Annotated in this window: 23 protein-coding genes; 1 reads left to right on the top strand and 22 read right to left on the bottom strand. The window is 54.5% G+C overall.

All coding sequences use genetic code 11. From position 1 onward, the window contains the following. Positions 1-51: 51 nt before the first annotated feature. The 3 genes from ACR0DJ_RS18775 to ACR0DJ_RS18765 all read right to left on the bottom strand — a co-directional run bounded on the left by ACR0DJ_RS18775 (position 52) and on the right by ACR0DJ_RS18765 (position 1,323). On the bottom strand, positions 52-510 hold the full coding sequence (locus tag ACR0DJ_RS18775; RefSeq protein WP_480685996.1) for a hypothetical protein: 459 nt from the start codon (positions 508-510) through the stop codon (positions 52-54). A 332-nt stretch (positions 511-842) separates the two neighbouring features. After that, a complete protein-coding gene (locus tag ACR0DJ_RS18770) occupies positions 843-1,184 on the bottom strand; it encodes a hypothetical protein (RefSeq protein WP_480685997.1) in 342 nt (113 codons plus the stop codon). Next, the gene (locus ACR0DJ_RS18765) at positions 1,174-1,323 is read right to left on the bottom strand and encodes a hypothetical protein (RefSeq protein WP_480685998.1); all 150 of its coding nucleotides are present in this window, start codon (positions 1,321-1,323) and stop codon (positions 1,174-1,176) included. Before ACR0DJ_RS18765 ends, ACR0DJ_RS18770 begins: the two co-directional genes overlap by 11 nt. 587 nt (positions 1,324-1,910) lie before the next feature. Between ACR0DJ_RS18765 and ACR0DJ_RS18760 the strand changes: the two genes are divergently transcribed. Beyond that, a complete protein-coding gene (locus ACR0DJ_RS18760) occupies positions 1,911-2,630 on the top strand; it encodes a hypothetical protein (protein ID WP_480685999.1) in 720 nt (239 codons plus the stop codon). 60 nt (positions 2,631-2,690) lie between these two features. Here ACR0DJ_RS18760 and ACR0DJ_RS18755 read toward each other — a convergent pair whose 3' ends face one another. From ACR0DJ_RS18755 to ACR0DJ_RS18665, 19 genes are all read right to left on the bottom strand, one after another. Continuing rightward, positions 2,691-3,656, bottom strand: coding sequence for an IS1595 family transposase (locus ACR0DJ_RS18755; protein WP_480686000.1), 966 nt, complete (start codon positions 3,654-3,656; stop codon positions 2,691-2,693). 96 nt (positions 3,657-3,752) lie between these two features. Next, a protein-coding gene (locus ACR0DJ_RS18750; RefSeq protein ID WP_480686001.1) for an IS3 family transposase occupies positions 3,753-4,903 on the bottom strand; the annotation gives its coding sequence in 2 pieces (ribosomal slippage) (positions 3,753-4,642 and positions 4,642-4,903; 1,152 coding nt in all). 630 nt (positions 4,904-5,533) lie between these two features. Next, positions 5,534-5,731: a YqaE/Pmp3 family membrane protein gene (locus tag ACR0DJ_RS18745; protein WP_480686002.1), complete on the bottom strand. Its 198-nt coding sequence runs from the start codon at positions 5,729-5,731 to the stop codon at positions 5,534-5,536. Positions 5,732-5,811: 80 nt separating this feature from the next. Beyond that, entirely contained in the window at positions 5,812-7,704 is a 1,893-nt protein-coding gene (locus ACR0DJ_RS18740) for a type IV secretory system conjugative DNA transfer family protein (RefSeq protein ID WP_480686003.1), read from the bottom strand. Continuing rightward, on the bottom strand, positions 7,697-7,855 hold the full coding sequence (locus ACR0DJ_RS18735) for a hypothetical protein (RefSeq protein WP_480686004.1): 159 nt from the start codon (positions 7,853-7,855) through the stop codon (positions 7,697-7,699). The genes ACR0DJ_RS18740 and ACR0DJ_RS18735 overlap by 8 nt, the downstream gene beginning before the upstream one ends. A 12-nt stretch (positions 7,856-7,867) precedes the next feature. Beyond that, positions 7,868-8,881 carry an ATPase, T2SS/T4P/T4SS family gene (locus ACR0DJ_RS18730; RefSeq protein WP_480686005.1) on the bottom strand — a complete coding sequence of 338 codons (1,014 nt, stop codon included), beginning with the start codon at positions 8,879-8,881 and terminating at the stop codon, positions 7,868-7,870. A gap of 100 nt (positions 8,882-8,981) precedes the next feature. Beyond that, positions 8,982-9,815 carry a TraB/TrbI/VirB10 family type IV secretion system protein gene (locus ACR0DJ_RS18725; RefSeq protein WP_480686006.1) on the bottom strand — a complete coding sequence of 278 codons (834 nt, stop codon included), beginning with the start codon at positions 9,813-9,815 and terminating at the stop codon, positions 8,982-8,984. A gap of 33 nt (positions 9,816-9,848) precedes the next feature. Beyond that, complete coding sequence (locus tag ACR0DJ_RS18720) at positions 9,849-10,229, bottom strand: hypothetical protein (protein WP_480686007.1); 381 nt, start codon at positions 10,227-10,229, stop codon at positions 9,849-9,851. Between the two features lie 12 nt (positions 10,230-10,241). Next, on the bottom strand, positions 10,242-10,925 hold the full coding sequence (locus ACR0DJ_RS18715) for a hypothetical protein (RefSeq protein ID WP_480686008.1): 684 nt from the start codon (positions 10,923-10,925) through the stop codon (positions 10,242-10,244). Continuing rightward, the gene (locus ACR0DJ_RS18710; RefSeq protein WP_480686009.1) at positions 10,925-11,737 is read right to left on the bottom strand and encodes a TrbG/VirB9 family P-type conjugative transfer protein; all 813 of its coding nucleotides are present in this window, start codon (positions 11,735-11,737) and stop codon (positions 10,925-10,927) included. The genes ACR0DJ_RS18715 and ACR0DJ_RS18710 overlap by 1 nt, the downstream gene beginning before the upstream one ends. Continuing rightward, positions 11,737-12,372: a VirB8 family type IV secretion system protein gene (locus tag ACR0DJ_RS18705; RefSeq protein ID WP_480686010.1), complete on the bottom strand. Its 636-nt coding sequence runs from the start codon at positions 12,370-12,372 to the stop codon at positions 11,737-11,739. Before ACR0DJ_RS18705 ends, ACR0DJ_RS18710 begins: the two co-directional genes overlap by 1 nt. Before the next feature lie 26 nt (positions 12,373-12,398). Continuing rightward, positions 12,399-13,451: a TrbL/VirB6 family protein gene (locus ACR0DJ_RS18700; protein WP_480686011.1), complete on the bottom strand. Its 1,053-nt coding sequence runs from the start codon at positions 13,449-13,451 to the stop codon at positions 12,399-12,401. Beyond that, the gene (locus tag ACR0DJ_RS18695; RefSeq protein ID WP_480686012.1) at positions 13,448-13,948 is read right to left on the bottom strand and encodes a hypothetical protein; all 501 of its coding nucleotides are present in this window, start codon (positions 13,946-13,948) and stop codon (positions 13,448-13,450) included. The genes ACR0DJ_RS18700 and ACR0DJ_RS18695 overlap by 4 nt, the downstream gene beginning before the upstream one ends. Continuing rightward, positions 13,945-14,691 carry a type IV secretion system protein gene (locus tag ACR0DJ_RS18690; RefSeq protein WP_480686013.1) on the bottom strand — a complete coding sequence of 249 codons (747 nt, stop codon included), beginning with the start codon at positions 14,689-14,691 and terminating at the stop codon, positions 13,945-13,947. The genes ACR0DJ_RS18695 and ACR0DJ_RS18690 overlap by 4 nt, the downstream gene beginning before the upstream one ends. Next, positions 14,691-14,828, bottom strand: a complete 138-nt coding sequence (locus tag ACR0DJ_RS18685) for a hypothetical protein (protein WP_170481467.1) — start codon at positions 14,826-14,828, stop codon at positions 14,691-14,693. The genes ACR0DJ_RS18690 and ACR0DJ_RS18685 overlap by 1 nt, the downstream gene beginning before the upstream one ends. Further along, positions 14,825-17,209, bottom strand: a complete 2,385-nt coding sequence (locus ACR0DJ_RS18680; RefSeq protein ID WP_480686311.1) for a VirB4 family type IV secretion/conjugal transfer ATPase — start codon at positions 17,207-17,209, stop codon at positions 14,825-14,827. The genes ACR0DJ_RS18685 and ACR0DJ_RS18680 overlap by 4 nt, the downstream gene beginning before the upstream one ends. Then, on the bottom strand, positions 17,184-17,462 hold the full coding sequence (locus ACR0DJ_RS18675) for a VirB3 family type IV secretion system protein (RefSeq protein WP_152460684.1): 279 nt from the start codon (positions 17,460-17,462) through the stop codon (positions 17,184-17,186). The genes ACR0DJ_RS18680 and ACR0DJ_RS18675 overlap by 26 nt, the downstream gene beginning before the upstream one ends. Before the next feature lie 3 nt (positions 17,463-17,465). After that, complete coding sequence (locus ACR0DJ_RS18670; protein WP_170637833.1) at positions 17,466-17,747, bottom strand: hypothetical protein; 282 nt, start codon at positions 17,745-17,747, stop codon at positions 17,466-17,468. Next, positions 17,744-18,415 (bottom strand): lytic transglycosylase domain-containing protein, encoded by a 672-nt coding sequence (locus ACR0DJ_RS18665; protein WP_480686015.1) that lies wholly within the window; start codon positions 18,413-18,415, stop codon positions 17,744-17,746. Before ACR0DJ_RS18665 ends, ACR0DJ_RS18670 begins: the two co-directional genes overlap by 4 nt. Positions 18,416-18,785 lie beyond the last annotated feature (370 nt).

The following is an 18,785-nucleotide window of genomic DNA, read 5'->3' as shown; positions in this document are numbered from 1 at the left end:
TGTTATGAAGTGTTTTCTCAACGTAAAATGGCCAAACTTTGAACTCTAAAGTCATTTTGAAAGCGAACAACCATAGTTACGGCCTATCGTTGCCGCCCGCAGTTTTCTAAAAATTCGATCAGTTTTTGAGGGGTTTTGTCCTGAGGTTACGTGGAACATGTACACATCGACATTGCTTGCTTTTGCCCATTCATTCACTAAGCGAACCAACTGCAAGGCGACCTTTCCGTCAAGCATTGTATTCTGAACGCTTGACGCCACCTTGATCATGATCAAGCTCGCCAACCGAGCTCCCTCTCCAATGAAGTAACCGCCAACCATGTAGTAGATGACGCCAACGACATGGCTGTCTTGAACGGCCTTCATGCCGAAGTGTTGTGTCTCTTCTAAGACGATGTTGTCGAGTATCCCCTGATAGTACTTCGGGGAGAACGGAATGTGAGCGAATATGCTCTCCATGTACGCCGCTTCGCAAAACTCCATCGCGACGTTTCTGTTGTTCTCCTCCAAAGCTGAAACCTTAATACAACTTTCCTCTATGTCAGGCCTTTGATTTTTTTCTTTTCAGACGTGCGCGCCTGCCGATACTTGCGGCTCACCTAAGAAGATCCACATGGGGCGCCGCATAATCATAGTTGAATATCTATTGATAACACGATGTTGTGATAAGGTAATCGCAGAGTGCAACGGTGAGTCGAGTAACATTTTCAGCCACCAAATAAGCTCTATATGCACAGGTGTTTCGGATTTTAACCAAGCTCTATTTGCAGTTTAGCCCTACGTTTCGCGGCGACCTGTGAGCTACTCCCCAATGTTTGGCGATTGTATATTTGACAAACCCGCTAATTTTGGGGTTCAACGTCTTCTGGCCACGGCGCACGAGAGACCAATGCCCACATGTGAGGGTTTTGAAATGATGCTCGCGCATCGATCTCGATGAGAAGCTCCAGCGTTGTCGCTTCATCTGCACCAATTGACGCAGAAAGCTGCTTAAGGCTTCGCCATGTAAATCTGTCGCCGCTCAACATACCGCGAAGCCGCGACCGTCGGTTCTCTGCAAGAGATATTGCTTTCTTGCCGTTGATCCAAGCAGTAAGAACAGATGTGGTCACGCCGCTCGCGACGGATATTACTGCACCCGAAACAGCGCCGACTATCGCCGCCCATCCAGGATCAAGAGCCATGTGACTTCTCGTCACCATTCTCCGACTTCTGCTTTGCCAGCTTCTTCAGCTTCTCGTTGAACCGATCTTCATCGTCGTCCGCCCCGATCTCGCGGGCGGCTTCTTGAAAACGTTCGAGTTGGGATTTTTCTTTTTCCATGTGATCAAGATATACCGGCATGTCGGACAAAAAAAGAGGCGACCCGAAGGCCGCCGAAGTCAGATTTTATACAGGCTTCTTGAACCGCTATCGCATAGCTCAGAAGCGGGGTTAAGGTTCAGCACGGATCAGCGGCTGCGCCAGTGGGCGCAGACATGCTCGATCCGGCCAAAACGTTCACGCACGTATGCGTTCACGAAGACACCTTTCGTCATGCCCCAACTCCTTAAGAGAGAGTTTCCCTTGAAAAGGGGCAGAACTCTTGTCATATTGCGAATGTCTAGATCGCGTTTGACATGGGGTCCTGCCCCGGTGAAATGCACCTTGAAAGTCGATCCTCTTGGGTCGGCTTTCTTGTTTCTCCCCCACGGTCAGATCAAGCGATCTGGGTGCGCTGCCGTAGGGGCCTATCTCTTTTGCTCATCAATTCCTCACTATATTTAGTGGTTGCCCACGCATGGCATAATACAGCGCTCAAATCACAGTTCAACCCCTAATCGCGATAAAGCGTTTGTTGGTGTATTTCGCGAATACTTGACCAACAAGCGCGATTGTTTTAGATATCCTTTAAAGAAGGAGATTTGACAATGGCAAAACCTCGCAGCCCTCAGTATCCAGTCGTCGGTCTGAAAGAGGCAATCGACAAGGCCCGCCTTGTTTGGGAAAAAGACTATACAAGTGAATTGCCTCGCGAAGTGATCGCTGAACATATGGGTTATGGCAGTTTGAACGGTAAGTCCCTTGGTTTAATAGCAGCAGTAGCGAAATACGGGCTTCTCGACGGGAGGGGCGATCAGACCCACATCACAGACCTTGCCGTTCAGATTCTTGCCCATGAGCCGGGTGAAAAACAGCGTGCCGAAGCGGTCAGGGCCGCATCCATGACTCCAAAACTTTTTCAGGAAATAGCGGAGAAATTCGAGGGTCGGAGTCCAAGTGATCAAGCGCTCAAGTCATTTTTGTTTACGCGTGGGTTCACACATAGCGGGGTTGACGGAGTTATTCGCTCATTTCGTGAGACCGAGGAGTTTGTAAAGCATGAATCCGTAGGCTATACTTCTAACGAAGTCGAAGAGGCTGAGGAGGAAGTCATGCAAACACTACAATCCGCGCCATCTGAACAACCCACTCCGGTTTCTAACATAACACTGTCCGGTGTGCCTACAATCTCAATGAGTGACAACGGTCTTGAGATCAGCGGCGGGACCATAACGAACATGGATCAGTTCAAGCGTCTTATGCGTCGCTTGAATGCTGGAATGGTCTTGTTGGATGAAGAGGACGATGAGGGCGACGTCTTTTCATGAAATGTTAAATAGAGACGAGTATTGTGAAGGGCGGGATATCAATACCGCCCTTTGTCTTTCTTAGTGAGGTCTTGCATAAGTGAGTCGCTTGCCAACAGCGCCTTTTAACGCAATCTCACTTCGCTCTTGATCTTCAATACCATTTGCAATCCGGTTGTTATAGCGGAAGTCGAATTCAGCAGCATAGCGGTGCAGATGCTGTTTCCCGCAGTGCTGGTACACGCCCTTCATGCCGCGCTTGAAGATGCTGTAGAAGCCTTCCACGGTGTTTGTGTGCATCTCGCGATCCTCAAGGTTCACATATTCGCCAGCGCTGTGATTGGTCCAGCCGTGGGCTTCGAATACCTTGCCAGCACCAATACCCTGATACTGACGGGCTTCATCGGTCATGACATAGGCTTCACGGGCGATGTTTTCCTGCAAGATGGGGATCAGCGTGGACTTCTTGAGGTCATCCACAACGATGCTCTTGGCACGCTTGGTATCGCGGTCCACCAGCGTTAGTATTTTCATCTTGTGGGAGCCACCACGGGCGTTCTTCGCCTTGGTGACGCCCGGTTCTTTGCCAATGAATGTTTCATCGACTTCCACAATGCCGCCATCGCCACCAAAGCTAGCCAGCGCACCCTCACGCATACACTCACGGATGCTGTGCGTCAGGAACCATGCGCTCTTATAGGTGATGCCCAGAACGCGGTGCAGTTGGTGGCTGCTGATACCTTTCTTGCTGGACACCATCAGGTGGATCGCTTGGAGCCACAGGTGAAGCGGCAGGTGGCTTTCTTCGAAGATGGTGCCTTTGCGCACCGTGAACTGTTTGCGGCACTCCCGGCACTTCCACAGGCCGTGGCGCTCTTTGCCCTCTGGGTTCTTCTTGCTGGGCTTTGTGCGAACACCTTCAAGACGGTAAGCACGATCTACAACGCCACAGTGCGGACAAACCGGACCATCTGCCCAAAGCATCGCCTCGACGTGCGCAAAAGCGGCGGCTTCATCGTGCATATATTTGGCGGATAGAACGGACATTTCGAAAACCTCTAACTTCTTGAGTTAGATATAGGAATTCGCCGTGGGTTTATCAAGTATACAATCGCCCAATGTTTGGACAGTTTCTGGCGTAATTTAAGCTACTCTTTGCTCCTGCTGATCGGTTTGGGTTTCATTCTGCAGCCAATAGACCACAGCAGGTGGTTTGCCGCCAAGGGCAGAATGCGGGCGCTTTTGGTTGTAGAACTTCATCCACTTTCTGACGCCAGCCTTCGCTTCTGATCCCGTTTCCCAAGCGTGCAGATAGACGCATTCGTATTTCAGGCTCCGCCAAAGCCGTTCCACGAAGATATTATCGAGGAAACGCCCTTTACCATCCATCGAGATACGCACGCCTGAACGACGCAACCGGTCTGTCCAGGCAAACGACGTGAACTGGCTGCCCTGATCCGTATTCATGATCTCAGGCGGGCCAAACTTGTGGATCGCCTCGTTCAGCGCTTCGACGCAAAAGTCGGCTTCCAGCGTGTTCGAGATGCGCCACGCCAGAACCTTGCGTGTGTGCCAGTCCATAATTGCCACCAAATACAGGAATCCGCGCCGCATGGGCAGATAGGTGATATCGGCACACCAGACCTGATTGGGACGCTCGACCCGTAACCCGCGCAGCAGATAGGGGTAAATCTTGTGGCCCTTGGCTGCTTTGCTGGTGTTGGGTTTCTGATAGATCGGCATGAGGCCCATCAGCCGCATAAGGCGGCGGATGCGCTTTTCATTCACGAGATGATCCTCATTGCGCAGATGCCAGGTCATCTGCCGCACCCCATAGAACGGTGTCTCCAGGTACTGCTTGTCGATCAGGCGCATCAGATCGAGGTTCATCTCGCTTTCGCCCTTCGGTTTATAGTAAAATGACGACCGCGAGATCGACAGCAGCGCACACTGCTTGCCAACTGACAGGCTTGGCAGATTCGGCTCAATCATCTTGTGCCTCACTTGCCTGTCCAAGGTTTGAGCTTTCTGGCCAATAAATCGTTGGCGACGGCCAGCTCCCCAATCTTGGCATGCAAGTCTTTGACCTGCTCTTCATCGATCTCAGGCGTTTTCCGGACGCCACGTTCGAAGACGCCCGACGCGCCTTCCAGCAAAGCCCGTTTCCACTGATGGATCATCGTCGGGTGAACCCCGAACCGGCTGGCCAGTTCACTCACCGTCTCCTCGCCTTTCAGCGCTTCCAACGCGACCTTGGCCTTAAACTCTGGATGATGTTGCTTCCGTTTCGACATCGTCGATCTCCTTCGTGTTGAAGATCAACAGACAACAAATCGTAGCTTACGTCAGTGCCCGGTTTTCAGGGAGTAGCTCACTGACCCATTTTCCCTGCGCGGCATGCCGCCCAGTGTGTAGTGGAGACGTACATGTGCGGACGTTTTTGCGTTTACCCCGTCGACTGACGGTCTGGGAAAGGTCCGTTTCCCAGACTTCTGAGCGCAGTCTAGCGAGGGACCACAACTGCGGGAATTTCTTGTCTTGAAACTCCGTCTGACAATCTACGTTCAGCGCTTCGACAACTCGATGGGAAGGCAGCCTACTGAAACCACGCCGAAAATCCCATTCGCACGTAATGTGATCCGAGGCGGTTGACTGCAATCGTGTTGCAAATAATCTGATCTCATTCGCAGCGAATGTGAGTTTGGCGCTCAGGATAGACGCAGCTAATTCGAGCGAGAATCCGGGATGTTTGCAATCCGAGCGCCGGATAAGTGCAATCCGTTACAGATAGCCCCTTACCCCGTGAATTCGCCTTTGCTTCAGTATCCCAAGCGCTGCCTCAAAACTGGTGTCATGGACGACCAGGTGCTTTGAACGCTGTTTGATTGGTCCGAACCATTGCGGCTCGACAGTATTATCCAACATCAATCGCCCAGCCTATTCGCTGCTGCTTTGATCTTCTTGTCCGTGTTGTACTGGCTCAGCGAGTACACGGCCCAAATGGCGGCCGGAATCCAACCAATGAGCGTCAATTGCAGGAGCAGGCAGAAAAAGCCCTGAAACGGGCGTCTGATCGTGAAAAACACCACAAACGGCAGCAAAATCGCGAGTATCAATCTCATCTGAAAAAACCTTCTGATAGTTAGACCGCTATGTTCTCACACACATGGTTAAACGCAGATTTACTTAAACAGCACCCCCGTCAAGCGGAGGCGCTACTTTCCGGCCGTTTGGCTCTCATTTTCTCCATCGCCATGTCTTTTGCGGACCGGCTTTTGCGTTTTGCAACCGTGCGCTGCGCATCAAAAGCCGCCTGAAGTTCCTGATCTTTTTCCGAAACCTCTTTCACCGGGGCAGGGGTGGGCTTGGTCTCAGCCAGAGCTTTAGCCGTGTCCCTGGCTTGCTCTACAGCCAGATCGAGGTGTGTGCCTTTGATCTTCGGTGTCTTGCCCCCCAAGAACTGCATGAAATACGGATCTTCAAAGTACCGGATCTTGTTTGCAATCACCGGCATTTTGCCCTCGCGGATCAGCACAACCTCATTCTCAGGCAGTCGGCCCACATGTTCTGGCCGGAGCAGGCGAATGCCTTCCTCGCGTTCCGATATGCTGCCCATTTCCATTTTGCCGAGCGCCCGAGACTTCGACTTGCTCATTACTGTTTTGTCACCGATGGACCTGGACACGTGTTCGCGTACCTCTGAATCCTCAGAGGCCGCAAACATCTGCGTCCCGGCGTTTGCCAGCATCGCCCGCACACCTTCGTGCCCGTAGATGTCCTGCAAGCGTGACAGTGTTTGCGAAATCACAATGATCCGACCGCCGAACGATCGCATGGTGTCATACGCTTCAACGACGCGCTCAAGGTGGCCGAGACGCTGAAACTCATCGAGCAGCATCAAAACCTTGAACGGCTCATCTGGGCCCGGTTCGTGCGTTTCGATGGTGTTCACCAGATCGAGGAAGAACAGGCGAATGAGTGTCCGGAACTCTTTGACCTTCTTCCCCGGCACAGAAAAGTAGATCGAGGTGGGGCGCCGACGCAGATCCTCAAAGTTAATGTCATTGCCCTGTGTGGCTCTTGCCACAGACGGGTTGCGCCAGAGCTGAAGGCCGGAGTTGTTCATAACCGAAATCGTTGACCGCAGGATTTTGGATTCTTCGGCTGCGAGATTCAGGAACTCATCTGCTGCCCGGGCATAGCCTACTTCTTCGGCCATCTTTTCATAATCCTTTTGCTTGGTCGTTTTGACCAGGCGCAGGATCTCGGAAATGTACGGACGGTTCCGCTTGATCGCCAACATCGCCATTGCGCAGAACATGCCTTCGACACCGCCCATAAAGCCCTGAGCGGATGAGCTGGGCGTGTCGAACATCTGGGTTGCAACCTGAATCACTTCTTCCCATCGCCGATCCAGATTGTCGGCACGTGCTGCGCGGCGCAGAGGGTTGTAGCTGTGGCTTTTTTCCGGGTTCTCAGGGTCGAACACGTAGACCTCATCACCCATTGCCGCCCGCCGTGCGCCGGTTGTCTGGAAGATCTCGCCCTTGATGTCCAGAACAACGCAGGAGCCGTTGAACCGCAGGACATTCGGGATCACAAAGCCGCTGGTTTTGCCCGAACCAGACGGGGCAATGAACATCGCGTGCGGCTTTTGGACACCGGGGCCGGGCTTATAGTAGATTGCGTTTTTGTCTTTTGGCGGTCCGAACTTGGCAAAAACGATTTCACTGTCCAACGGGTCTTTGAGCTTCAGCACCGAAGCATAGCCCTCCTGGACGAGCTGAGGTGCCTTTGCAAAAGTCGCATCCCCGTATTTCGTTGAGGGGCCGCGCAGCGCAGCCGCCACGAATGCAAATGTCAGAACGCAGACGGCCACAACAGCCACAAGCCCGATGACCTGTTGTTCTTCGGCAGGCCGTGCCATGAACTTTTCTGGGATCGCCCAGATGTCCAGCCCCCGGAAGCCTTTCGTATTGAGGTATTCGATGACCAGGCCGACCACCAACACCGCACAAGCCGAGGCGGCGACAAAGCCCATTGTGCCGGCTATCGCGACCTTCTTGCTTTTGGGGAGATCCTGAAACTCAGCCATCGGTCAACTCGCGTTTGAAAAAGCACCGGAAGCCGAGTTCGACGCGCACGACACCCACCATTTCCCAACCCGCTTCACCCATTCCAGCAAAGGCTTTTTCGGTATCGTCTCTTTCGGTCATCACCGCATCCCAATATTCAAACCTCTTCATCTCGTTTCTCCTTCAGATAAGTTGGTCAGCGGTCATCAGGGGCGGGAAGATCACTCCGTTTACCTTCCGTTCGTCCCCGATTTTCTTCATGTGAACGATCATGTGAATGGTGGCTCTGATGTCATCAACCACCTCTGACTTTTGGACAGTCGGAGATCCGCGCCGCACCATTTTGCTCATCCGTCCAATGGCATCGACGGGCGAATTTGCGTGCATGGTGCAGACAGATCCGTCATGACCGGTGTTCACCAATTCCAAAAACATATTCGCGTCGTCGCCTCGGATTTCACCGCAAACGAGCCGGTCAGGCCGGAGGCGCAACGCCGATTCAAGCAGCTTTGTCGGGGATCGAGGTCCGTTTTCCTCTGAACGATCGGCAAGCAAGCCCACGAAGTTTGGTTGCTCGATGTCCAGCTCTGCCACTTCCTCAATCGTCACGATCCGTTCGCCCGGATCGACGCGCTTCAACATCGCATTCAGAACGGTGGTTTTGCCAGACGAAGTGCCCCCGGCAATGATCACATTCCATTTGCTCTGCATCGCGAGGTCAGCCAGCTCGTCAAAGCTCATTGTGCCCGCTGCGAGAGCCTGCCGTGCAGTCTCAAGCGCGCTGTGGTCGTTGCTTTCGGCCAGTGCTGTCTCTTTACTGGCAAAGCTGAACGCGCCCAGATCTACTGATTTCACGCGGAGCAGGCGGATCGCCACGGACCCCACTCCGGTTGTTGCGGGCGGGATGACAACCTGCACCCGTGCTTTACCCTCCTTTGTCGGCACGTTGGCCGTCGCAATGGGTTTCTTTTCTCCGAAAGTCACGTCACTGAACCCAGCCACACAGCGCCCGATATTCTCAACATCGTCTCTGGTCAGAGCGATGTCCGTCCTGGTCATGTGGGTTGTGCCCATTTCTTCGACCCAGACCGCGCCGTCTGGGTTCACGGAAATCTCGCTCAGGTTTTCATCGTGCAACAGATGCTCGATCTGGCCGGTGTAGTATTCCAAAAGGCCGTTGCCGTTTCGCCCGCTCATATTTTTCCTTGTTATTTTGTCAAAAAAGGCCGCTACCGCATTCAATTGTGCGGAGAGCGGCCGGAAGGGCCGACGATGGGGCCGCCTCAGAGGTTCGGTCTCAGAAGTTGTCGAACACCACGTCACGCTGCAGGATGGCGTTGATGCGACTGCCCTGATCGACATAGATAGTTGGCGTGATCCGCAAGTATTCTTCCAGTGCCGCCGCTGTGGCATTCTGCAGATTTGAACCGACCTGCGTTGCCAGATCCGTTTGCACCGAATTGCTGCTATCATTGTCGGCCACCAGTGCGACCGGCGCGATCCCGATGATCGAGAGCAACGCGGCCGTCCCAAACCGTTCACCGAAATGCGTATCAACCCGTCCGGTTGCGCCAGACCGCCCCTGACCATCCGTCCCGGCTGACCCGACTTGCGCAGACAAACCATCCGGCGTGATAACCCGGCTCCAAACGACAGCGATCCTTGTTTGCGCCAGCTTTGTATCAGCGCGGTATTCGCCATAGAGCTTTGAGCCGCGTGGCAAGAGCAGTCTCGTTCCGTCCATCGAGTAGACGCCGCGCGTGATCGTCGCCACCACACTACCCGGCAGCTCCGAGCTTACGGCCCCGCCAAACACGGCAGTCAAAACCGTGCCCTGCGTCAGCGTGCGCGATGGATCGTCTATGATAGAGGCCCCGACGATGGGCGGGTATTCTTCAACCAGATTGTTTTGCCATGTCGTGTTTGGATTTTCCTGATAGCCGCGCTGTTCTTCAGGCAGGCGTGTGTTTTCCGGCTGAACCTGGATCGGTTGAAGCGCGGCAGGGAAAGGCTGGAAAATCACTGGTTGCGAGCCGCCGTTGATGGGCTGATAGTTTTGCCCGGTACCATCCTGCGCAGTCGCGCTTGAGGCCAACGTGACCAGGGCGAGGGTAAGTGCTGTTCTGTTCATAGGAAGAACCTCGTTTGTGGTGGAGGAATTGGGTCAGTTGCGTTTCGTGAACCAGAGATAGCCAATTCCAAACGGCGCAATGATCACTGCCATTGCCCAAAGCGTGAAATTGACGATGAATTTGCCAATGATGAGAAACACGAAGCTCGACAACCAAACCGTATCGCCCAGGACAAATGCTTTCAGGTTGTTCCACACAAGTTTTGCGAACGGGAACAGCAACGTGTTCAATATCGAAAATACGACAAGCACAGCGGTTGATGCGCCGCGTTCATCTTGTTCGATAGATGGGTTTTGAACCACGCTCAGCGTCATCAGCGAGAATAGGCAAAAAAGTAAGAACCCGATGAAATAGGCTCGAAACAGCCAGCGCCTGTCAAACTGTCCGATGAGTTGTGAGATAAAGTTGCCCATGCGTTGTTTCCGTCAGTTTCTACGAAGTGGATTTTCATCGAACACAATTCCGTCCGACTGGTTCTGGCGCTCGCGCATCCGCTTGAGTTCTTCGAGCCTGCGCCGTTCGTCCTCGGTCAGACCTTGGGTTTGCAGATGGCTCATGCTGGCGAGTGCCCGTGCCTCGGCATCAGCTACGGCTTGGGCAAGCTCTGTCTGAAACTTCTTCTCGCGCTCGTCATACCTGACCTGCAGGCGTTCATTGGTCAGAGTGAGGGAAGCGATTTCACTATCTTTTTCAGACAGTGAAACCTTGGCATCTGTCAGCTCGTCTTGCAGATCGGAAATCCGACCATTCTGTTGCTCGATGGTTTTCAAGGCTTGTTTCAGCCCCTCGGCATCGACCTGCACCGGCGCTGTTTCGGGTGTCGCCACAGCTATGGTCTCAGGCAACGCTTCTGGTTCGGGTTCGTCCACTTGTGGTCCCCGTGCCGTAAGCAGGCCATAGCGTTCGCCACCGCTTTGTTGCAGGGCATCGACGCGAACACCGGCGCGGCTGTTCTTGGCGTCGTCGCCTAGCACAAACCACGCGAAACCAACGAACACGGCACCCGCGAGGGCAACGCCGATGAGCTTCTTGGGTTCTAGCCTTTTCCGGGAACGCAGGGGAGGCTGTTCAGCCGCCACCCGTGCCGCAATTGTCTGATTGCGATCCATTACTTGCTGCCCCCCGGTTTAACTGTCTGTGAAGTGACGGGCCGCCCGCTCACGCTTGCCTGCTGAAACGCGTCGCCATCGTTGCGAACACAGATCGAAGTGTCCTCGATGCGCAGTGTCCAAAGATCGGAAAGACCCTGCACCTGGACAATGCCGCGCTCTTTGACTGTGGTGTTCACCATCAGCTCACGGCCATCAGGCAGGACACGGAAGATACCCGGCAACTCTGCATCCTGTGGGATCTGCATATAGGTGTGAACGCCATCATCCCAAACTGCGGTGGGGGCGAAGTCGGCTTTGCCCGAGCGCGAATAGTTCTGGTTCACGAACCGGCCTGTTGGCTTGGGTTCGCTTCGCGCCACCTTGCCACGGGTCGTCGTGGTCCCACCCTTGTTGTTGCTATAGAAGGTGACTCGGAACGGCACCCTTTTGCGTTCAGCGGCAGTTTCAGCAGGAACCAGATAGAAGTTGTACGAACCGCGATTGGTCAGGACGGTCAGGTTCGAATCCGAGTTCAGGATTTCCGGCTTGAACGCGATCACGCGGCCTTCCTGAAGGCGGGTGATCTGAAAACTTTCAGTGTCGCCCGCACCGATGCTGCGGACGGTTTCGCCCTGCGGAAAGTGAACATAGGTAATCAGGCGTTCACCCACAGGGATGCGGTACACCTGGTTCTCGACGTAATGGAAATGCGTGATGCGGTGATCCGCATTCTTTCCGTCTGGTGTCGGTGTGATTTCAGCGAGCAGAGGCGTGGAGAATGCCAAGACTGCTGCGGCGGTGGCGGTGAGTGTTTTGAAAGAACGCTGCATCAGATGTCTCCCATTGCGTCTACGCGGTAGTTGGTGACGACGAAGCCGAACGGGTTTTCCAAAAGTTCATCCATCGACGTCACAATTTTTTCCTCAAACCCGTAGGTGACTGTGACCACGTAGCGGGCCGAGGCGGTTGGTTGGTTTGGAACGATCAGTGACTTGCGGATCTCGACCTGCACCGTCTCATCGTTGACCGGCGAAACGCCCAGAATTTCGGTCTGCACCTTTGTCTTGGGCGTATAGATTTCGTCCGGGTGGTTCTCGTTCGAGCCGTCCCACAGATCCCGGTAGGAAGTTTCGGCCAGCTCATCAGAACGACGCAGCACCGATTTCAGGCGCTCGTTGTTGTCCTGGACATCATAGGTTTCCCGGTCGCGCACATAGTTTGCGACCTCGCGGAACGCCATCGCCTCAGAAGGTTCGAGTTTTTCGACCTTTTCAGTCAGCAGCACCGGCAGCTTCGTGTCCGGATCAATGGAGAAGGGTACAGCGCGGATTTCCTTCAGGGGAAGGAGCATCGCCCAACCGATAATGGAAGCCACGCCCATTGCCATCCCGACCATACCGAACACTTGCCATTTGAAGGCATCGCGACGTGCGCTCAGAAAGAGTTCTTTTTCGTGATCTGTCACGTGTGACATTTGCTCTGTACCTCGATTTATGAAGATTTTTCGCGGGCAGCTCGAATGCTCTGCCGATAACGATCAGCGGCGTAGCTCTGGCGCGCCGCCCCATCCTGATTGCGGGCTCTATGTGCAATTTCCCGTCGTGCTTTCATTGCGCGGGAGGCGCTGTCACGAACCCCAGTTCCATCACGTGCTGCGGAGGCCATTGCAGCGACCGTTTTGCCCCCAGCAATTGTGCTGCGTCCAGCACCAGCAGCCGTACCCAATGCGCTTCTGGCGGCGGCCGCGGCACCCGTTGCCACAGCGAGACCGGACGATGCAGAAACGATTGCACCGGACATTCCACCTGCAAGCGACGGAATTTGGGTTAACATCACGATAGCCACGATGCAGATGGCGAGGAATCGTCCGCTGGCTTCCATGTCGTTCACATCGGAAAGAGTCGACAGTTCTGAAGCAAAGAGAGCTTGGATAAGTGAAACAATGCCTGTCAGCACAACAATCACCATGACGAGGCCGATTGTCGTTTTCGCCCAAGCTGCAAAAATGTTCGAAGTCGCTGAGCTGAGCAGGGTTGCAATGAACACCGGAGCTAGGCCGAGCAAAACCGCCATGCCGCCTTTGGCGATGAGTGCCATTCCGGTGCCAAATGCAACGATGACAGCGCCGACGACCCACAAGATAGCGCCAGTAATACTTAGGCCCCACGTAGCGTTCTCAATCGCGGTTTGCCCCATCAAGAAGCACTGAAGCGCGATTTTATCCAAGGATTTCCATACATTTGTTGTGCCAGTGAGAGCACCTGCGATGCTGTCCGGCAGGGTTTGAATGCCTTGGTAGATCGGCTGAAAAAAACTCCAGCTTGAGGCCATGCCGATGATGATCGTCGCCCGAATGATCCAGCCGACATAACCACCAAACCCGATTTCTTTGATCTGAAGCACACCGTTGATCAACATCATCACAAAAATCAGCCCAGCGATGGCCCAGAGACCGGCTGCGAGATCCGCAGCCAGACTGTTGAATGCTTGCTGCGAAAAGTTGCTGATCGCAGATTCTATCGAGCTGACGAAACCTTCGATCACGGCCCACAAGCCTCCTCTATCGCAGGGCGCAGAGCTTCCAGTCGCTCTTGTTGCTGATCTTTGAGTGACTGAAGTTCGCTGGATGGATTGGACCAGAATGCATCTTGATCTGCGCCAACTTTGGCAACAGCTTCATCGCGGTTCAGATTGCCCAAAGGGCATTCAGTGCTGAAGGCTTCACCGGCCTTGCGAAGACGGCACTGTTCAATAGCAACTTCATGAGCCGCAATGATCTGTTCATTTAGGATCGCGTCGGTCCAGTTGCCTACGACGTATTGCTTGTCAGAACCTTGACCAACAGCGGCCAGCCGTTCGATCCCATATTTCTTGAGAGGTTGCTTGACCTCTCTGACACCGCTGTATCCAAGGCAGGCCCCATAATTCCCAAATGTCCAATCGACATCTGGTCCAAAAAAATAGCTGACCTCTGCCGACGCCGCCGTCGCAAGCATGGTTGTGACGGCGACGGCGGCGAAAAAAGTTGTGCGAGTTTTCATTTAATTGCTCCTCTTGCGTAATTGCTAAGCGTCGAAAGATCGGCAGCGGTTGCAGCCAGATCCGTGCCCGACGCCAGAGCATTAGCCGAGGTTGTGCGCAAGATTTCAATTTCAACTTGCAAGAGTTTCAGGAGAACCGCCGTATTGTAGTCGATTGCGTCCTTCAAATCTTCTTGTTGACCGATTTCACCGCGCAGTTTTTCAGCATCTTCGGCGAGTTGACTAGCCATGTCATAGCCATTCTCACCCAGCGCCGACGCCATCAGGCCCGCACCACCACGCTCCGAGAGGATACGCCGAGCTGGTACGTCTGAGCCATTAAACTCCGACAGGATGCCACCGTTGAGGCCGAGGTTGATGGATCGACGCTCCATCGCCTGAGCCGCGACATCGGGCAGGCCGGAGATACCGCCCTCCGCTGCGTCCAGCGCGTAGCCGAGCGTGTCAGCAGCGGTCGCCAGCTTCAAAAAGCTGCGGCTGTTGAACTCATCCAGATCCGTCAAGCCGCTGATGGTTTTGAAGGAGTTTTCGAGCAATGCCCGTTGCTGTTCCAGTTTCTCGTACTGTTGCAGCAATTGCTCGTACTGGCGGACCATTTCAGCGATTTCCTTGGCCGAATTGGCGGCATCCTGTGTAATGGATGCAGAGTCCACCACCGGAACGCCTTGGGCCGACGCCAGAACGGGCAGGGCGGCCAGAACCGAAACGGCAATGGTTGTGCGGAATTTCCTGGAAATATTCATCAGACAAGCTCCATGTTTTCAGGGGGGGTCATGCGCTCAAAGTCGCAGGCGCATTTGCTGCGATAGCCCGAATAGGTGCTGGTGCAGGCAGAGACAGCGGCCAGAACGACCAGGGCGATTACAAGGCGGGTTTTCATGTGATTTCCTTCCAGAAGTTGGGGTTTTCTCGCCAGTCAGGATCAGGGAACGATTTTCCGTCTGATCCGCTCAGAACACGGAGAAGCGGGCCGAGAGCGCCGACATCGACATCGAGCCAAACACTCTCATCACCCTTCTTCATGAGCATGACGCGGTCGCCAAAATGCGCCCGCAACGCGCCCAGCTCCGCGTCGTTCAAACCGAGCGCCTGGAAATCCGCTTCCTTGCCGGATCGGGACGGGAACAAAAGCTGGGTGCTGGTGTTTACCAAGATGGAATCGCTGGCCTGTGACGACAGGATGTGTTTGGGGCTTTGCGTCATCAACATCATGACGACGTTCAGCTTACGGAACGTGGTGAAACCATTTTTGAGGATTGCTGCGCCGTACTCGTTCCCAGCAATTCTCCATGCCTCATCAATGACAAAAACAGAGGGGATTTTTTCTGCGCAGCGATGCTCCAACCGGCGCATGACATAGCTGATCCATGCCAGCCGGACCAATTCGTCATCCAGAACCTCGGAAATGTCGAACGCAAGATGCCGATCGTCAGAGGCGAAAGGATCTGTGCCACCCTCGCCAAACATCCAGGACAGCCGACCATTGCCCGCCCATTCGCTGGCCCGCTTGTACAGGTTCTTGCCGTCATCAAAGGCTCTGAACCGTTCCACCAGTGAATCGAAGTTCTGAAGCGCAGGCGGCAAAGTGGCATTGGCTTGGCAAGCCCGCGTGATTTCGTCTTTTTGCTCTGCCGTTAGAGGCTCATCATAACTCAATAGGGCGATGACCCAATTTGCCAGCCAGCTTTGACCGGCCTCATCCGTCTCCGTTTGGAACGGGTTCATGCCGGTGGGCTCACCGATCCTGACACGAATGTATTGCGCACCGAGGGCGCGCATTGGGGCTTCCATTGCCCGGTCTTTGTCAAATGCGATGATCCGCGCACCCTGGGCAACAGCCGTTGTTGCCAACAGCATCGCAATCACGGTTTTACCCGAGCCGTTCGGTCCCAGAACGATTGTGTGGCCGGAGGGCAGGTTTTCGGCATCCTTGCTGGTCTTTTGCTGATGCAGAGACACGTCATAGCGGTCGCCATGTGTCGTTGGGAAAGTTGCCAATGGCCCCGGCCAGGGCAGCTTTTCAGCGTCCAGCCCTTTGGGCCGCATGTGGAACGCAACCATGTCCGCAAAGTTCTGGTCCGTGATCAGTTCTTCACGGGGGCGGAATGCGAAGTTGCCGGGATGCTGCGCGAAATACACCGCACGGGCCGACATCGTTTCGCGCTTCACTGTGCCACCCGAAATCTGAATTTCACCGATGATGTGTTTTTCGGCGGTTTTCAGATCTTCCTCGTTCCCGAACACGCAGATCGACAGGTGGTGCTTGCCGAGTGACATGGTGCCGGAGGCAATACCATCCGCCAGAATAGACAAATCCTCTTCAAGCGACTTCGCTTTGTCGCCAGCCGAGCGCATTTGTCCCGACTTGCGACGTTCCATTTCCTGCGCCTGGGCGCGGCTGATCGGCAGGAAGGATTGCGAAATCACGACATCGACCGGCAGGTCCAGCCCGTCGAAGATGCCGGGGAAAGACGCCATCGGGTAATTCTTCAGGGAATAGACACGGATCGAGCGTTCCTGATCGTCGCCCGTGACCAGTTTTCCGGTCTTGCCCTGAAACAGCACATCCTCTTGCGGCATGTTGAAGGCAATGGGTTCTGCAATGTTCGTGTGAATGATCGGCTGATACCGACCATTCAACAGCATTCCATAGTAACCCAGCCAACGCCCATCACTGAGCTTCAGCCGACTAACACGGGCCTCACCCAGCGTGCCCGCCAGTGTGGTGAACACACCGTCGAGCTGTTCGATCATTTCGCGGCGTTCCTCGTCGATCGTTCCTGACGACATGCCGAACATCTGCTTGGCCCGCTCATCCTGCCGCTTTTGCAGAATGGCGCTGATAATGATCTTGCGTTCCTTCAGCTCCGCATCCACGGACGCAGAACGCATGGCCTGCGCCACTGCACCGGCAAAGCCGGTTGGATCTGTGATGACGTGTCCCGTCTCAGCCGGGACGGTCAGTCGATGAACGTAGAATGCCACTTCATTTGGAGTGGTCCGCAACACACGCTCAAACCGTTCGGCCAGAAACTCGAACTCGGTTTCGTCAAGTGTGTTTGCGTTGATTCCGGTGATTTCTGCAGCGGCGATAAGACCACCGTTGCGTGTGGAAATGACCTCATCGTCCACGACATAGCCATAGGGCAACATCTGAAAGAGGCTCATTTCATCCTTGCGCCAGCTCGGCTCGATCAACGAGCGGGCAAGGGTCCACATGCCTCGGGCAGCAGGCTTAGGCACTATAGTAATCTCCCCCATGATGCTGGCGGTTTTTGGTGCGCGGAGTTTTGGAAAGGGTTACGGACAGGACGCGGAAGAAAGCCGGTTCCCATTCGTAAAAGAGGCGAAGCCCGGTGTAGAAAACAAAACCCGCAATGATTGCTGGTGCTATCCCGAACATGAAGAACGAAAGCATGGTCATCCCGAGGATCACCAGCAGATAGATCACGGGTAGGCCGCCCCATTCTGCGGGGCGGCTCAGGCCGCGAAAGACCGTATTGCGGCGCGGCATCAATCAGGCTCCGATGAACGTATCAGCGAGGCCGATAACAGCACCGACGACGATAGCGATTACAGGGCCTTTCAACGAACCCCAGCCGAACACATAGGCGAGACAGCCCCAGATGAAGCCGACAGCGGCAAGGCTGACGCCAACGACCTTCGAGTCGGCCAGTGTTTCGTTGATGAAATCGCCAATGGCATCTTGCAACCAGCCAGCGGAGGCGGGCGCTGCTGTGATGATGAACGCAATGATCGCGAAAAACGCCATCTGCTGGTAGAAGTGGGTTCTTTTCATGAGGAAGTGCTCACTTTGCTTAGGATGATCCGCACGTAGTTGCGGGTTTCGGTGAAGGGGGGGACGCCGCCATATTCGACGACGCGGTGAGGCCCGGCGTTGTAGGCGGCAAGCGCCAGCTTCCAGGTTCCGAACGCGCGGTACTGCGCCGCCAAATAGCGGGCACCACCGTCGAGATTTTCTGATGGGTTCTTTGGGTTCACGCCCAGGTCTTTCGCTGTTCCCGGCATGAGCTGTGCAAAGCCATAGGCACCTTTGGGTGACAGAGCGTCAGCCCGATACCGGCTTTCCTGCCAGACCAGCGCCATGAACAACTCGGCCGGAATGTCATGCCGTTCCGCCGCTGCATGGATTTCTTTGACGATCCGTTCCTGCGACCAGCCACCAGAGGCTTTGCGAGGCCGCGGTGCTTTACCTGCAAACTCTATCTTTGTCTGCGGTTTGGCTTTGGGCGGTTGCGCCTGTTCGTCCAACTCGTATTCCCGCATCCGTACTGGCTTAACAACGCCATCAACGATTTCTGCCCGCGCACCGTTCAGGAACACGCTGCCATCAGGTTCGTACTCGATGACCTGGGCGCAGGCATCGGTTCCCAGGAACGCCAACAACGGCCAAACGGCGTTGGTCCGACATCTGTTTTCGATGAAGCTTGTGAGGGAGTTAGCCACTAATTTGATCTCCAAATTAGGTCAGTAGTTTTTACATAATTACTATTATGGGGTTCGGTTTCGGATCATTTGAGCAGCAAGAAATTGGATGCCGGAACACAGCACTGAGCCCTTCGCGAGCTTCGCAGACAGCCAGCGTTCAGCTTGGATCAATCAGCCGGAAGGTCTGACCAAAGTGTCGGGGATGTCCTGTTCGGCGCTGTCGCTGGTCAGTGCTGTGCCGTCGCAAGCGCAGACACGTTGTTTAGGGTCGCACCCATTGACTCTGGCGCGGTGCTGTCCGATCTAAGATCGGCATCTAGGGTTACTGTTTTTACCATAGTACAGTTCTCTCTTGATGTTTGAGGAATGCCCGGATGGATTTGGGGCG

This window comes from Ruegeria sp. BF10, assembly GCF_056538725.1.
Note: the sequence above shows the minus strand (reverse complement) of the source record. Positions and strands in the feature narration are given on the sequence as shown.

Bases quoted from the DNA above. Each gene is read 5' to 3' on its own strand.
- ACR0DJ_RS18770 (WP_480685997.1), bottom strand. From the start codon at position 1,184: ATGGCTCTTGATCCTGGATGGGCGGCGATAGTCGGCGCTGTTTCGGGT.
- ACR0DJ_RS18765 (WP_480685998.1), bottom strand. From the start codon at position 1,323: ATGGAAAAAGAAAAATCCCAACTCGAACGTTTTCAAGAAGCCGCCCGC.
- ACR0DJ_RS18760 (WP_480685999.1), top strand. From the start codon at position 1,911: ATGGCAAAACCTCGCAGCCCTCAGTATCCAGTCGTCGGTCTGAAAGAG.
- ACR0DJ_RS18755 (WP_480686000.1), bottom strand. From the start codon at position 3,656: ATGTCCGTTCTATCCGCCAAATATATGCACGATGAAGCCGCCGCTTTT.
- ACR0DJ_RS18745 (WP_480686002.1), bottom strand. From the start codon at position 5,731: ATGAGATTGATACTCGCGATTTTGCTGCCGTTTGTGGTGTTTTTCACG.
- ACR0DJ_RS18740 (WP_480686003.1), bottom strand. From the start codon at position 7,704: ATGGCTGAGTTTCAGGATCTCCCCAAAAGCAAGAAGGTCGCGATAGCC.
- ACR0DJ_RS18735 (WP_480686004.1), bottom strand. From the start codon at position 7,855: ATGAAGAGGTTTGAATATTGGGATGCGGTGATGACCGAAAGAGACGAT.
- ACR0DJ_RS18730 (WP_480686005.1), bottom strand. From the start codon at position 8,881: ATGAGCGGGCGAAACGGCAACGGCCTTTTGGAATACTACACCGGCCAG.
- ACR0DJ_RS18725 (WP_480686006.1), bottom strand. From the start codon at position 9,815: ATGAACAGAACAGCACTTACCCTCGCCCTGGTCACGTTGGCCTCAAGC.
- ACR0DJ_RS18720 (WP_480686007.1), bottom strand. From the start codon at position 10,229: ATGGGCAACTTTATCTCACAACTCATCGGACAGTTTGACAGGCGCTGG.
- ACR0DJ_RS18715 (WP_480686008.1), bottom strand. From the start codon at position 10,925: ATGGATCGCAATCAGACAATTGCGGCACGGGTGGCGGCTGAACAGCCT.
- ACR0DJ_RS18710 (WP_480686009.1), bottom strand. From the start codon at position 11,737: ATGCAGCGTTCTTTCAAAACACTCACCGCCACCGCCGCAGCAGTCTTG.
- ACR0DJ_RS18695 (WP_480686012.1), bottom strand. From the start codon at position 13,948: ATGAAAACTCGCACAACTTTTTTCGCCGCCGTCGCCGTCACAACCATG.
- ACR0DJ_RS18690 (WP_480686013.1), bottom strand. From the start codon at position 14,691: ATGAATATTTCCAGGAAATTCCGCACAACCATTGCCGTTTCGGTTCTG.
- ACR0DJ_RS18685 (WP_170481467.1), bottom strand. From the start codon at position 14,828: ATGAAAACCCGCCTTGTAATCGCCCTGGTCGTTCTGGCCGCTGTCTCT.
- ACR0DJ_RS18680 (WP_480686311.1), bottom strand. From the start codon at position 17,209: ATGGGGGAGATTACTATAGTGCCTAAGCCTGCTGCCCGAGGCATGTGG.
- ACR0DJ_RS18675 (WP_152460684.1), bottom strand. From the start codon at position 17,462: ATGCCGCGCCGCAATACGGTCTTTCGCGGCCTGAGCCGCCCCGCAGAA.
- ACR0DJ_RS18670 (WP_170637833.1), bottom strand. From the start codon at position 17,747: ATGAAAAGAACCCACTTCTACCAGCAGATGGCGTTTTTCGCGATCATT.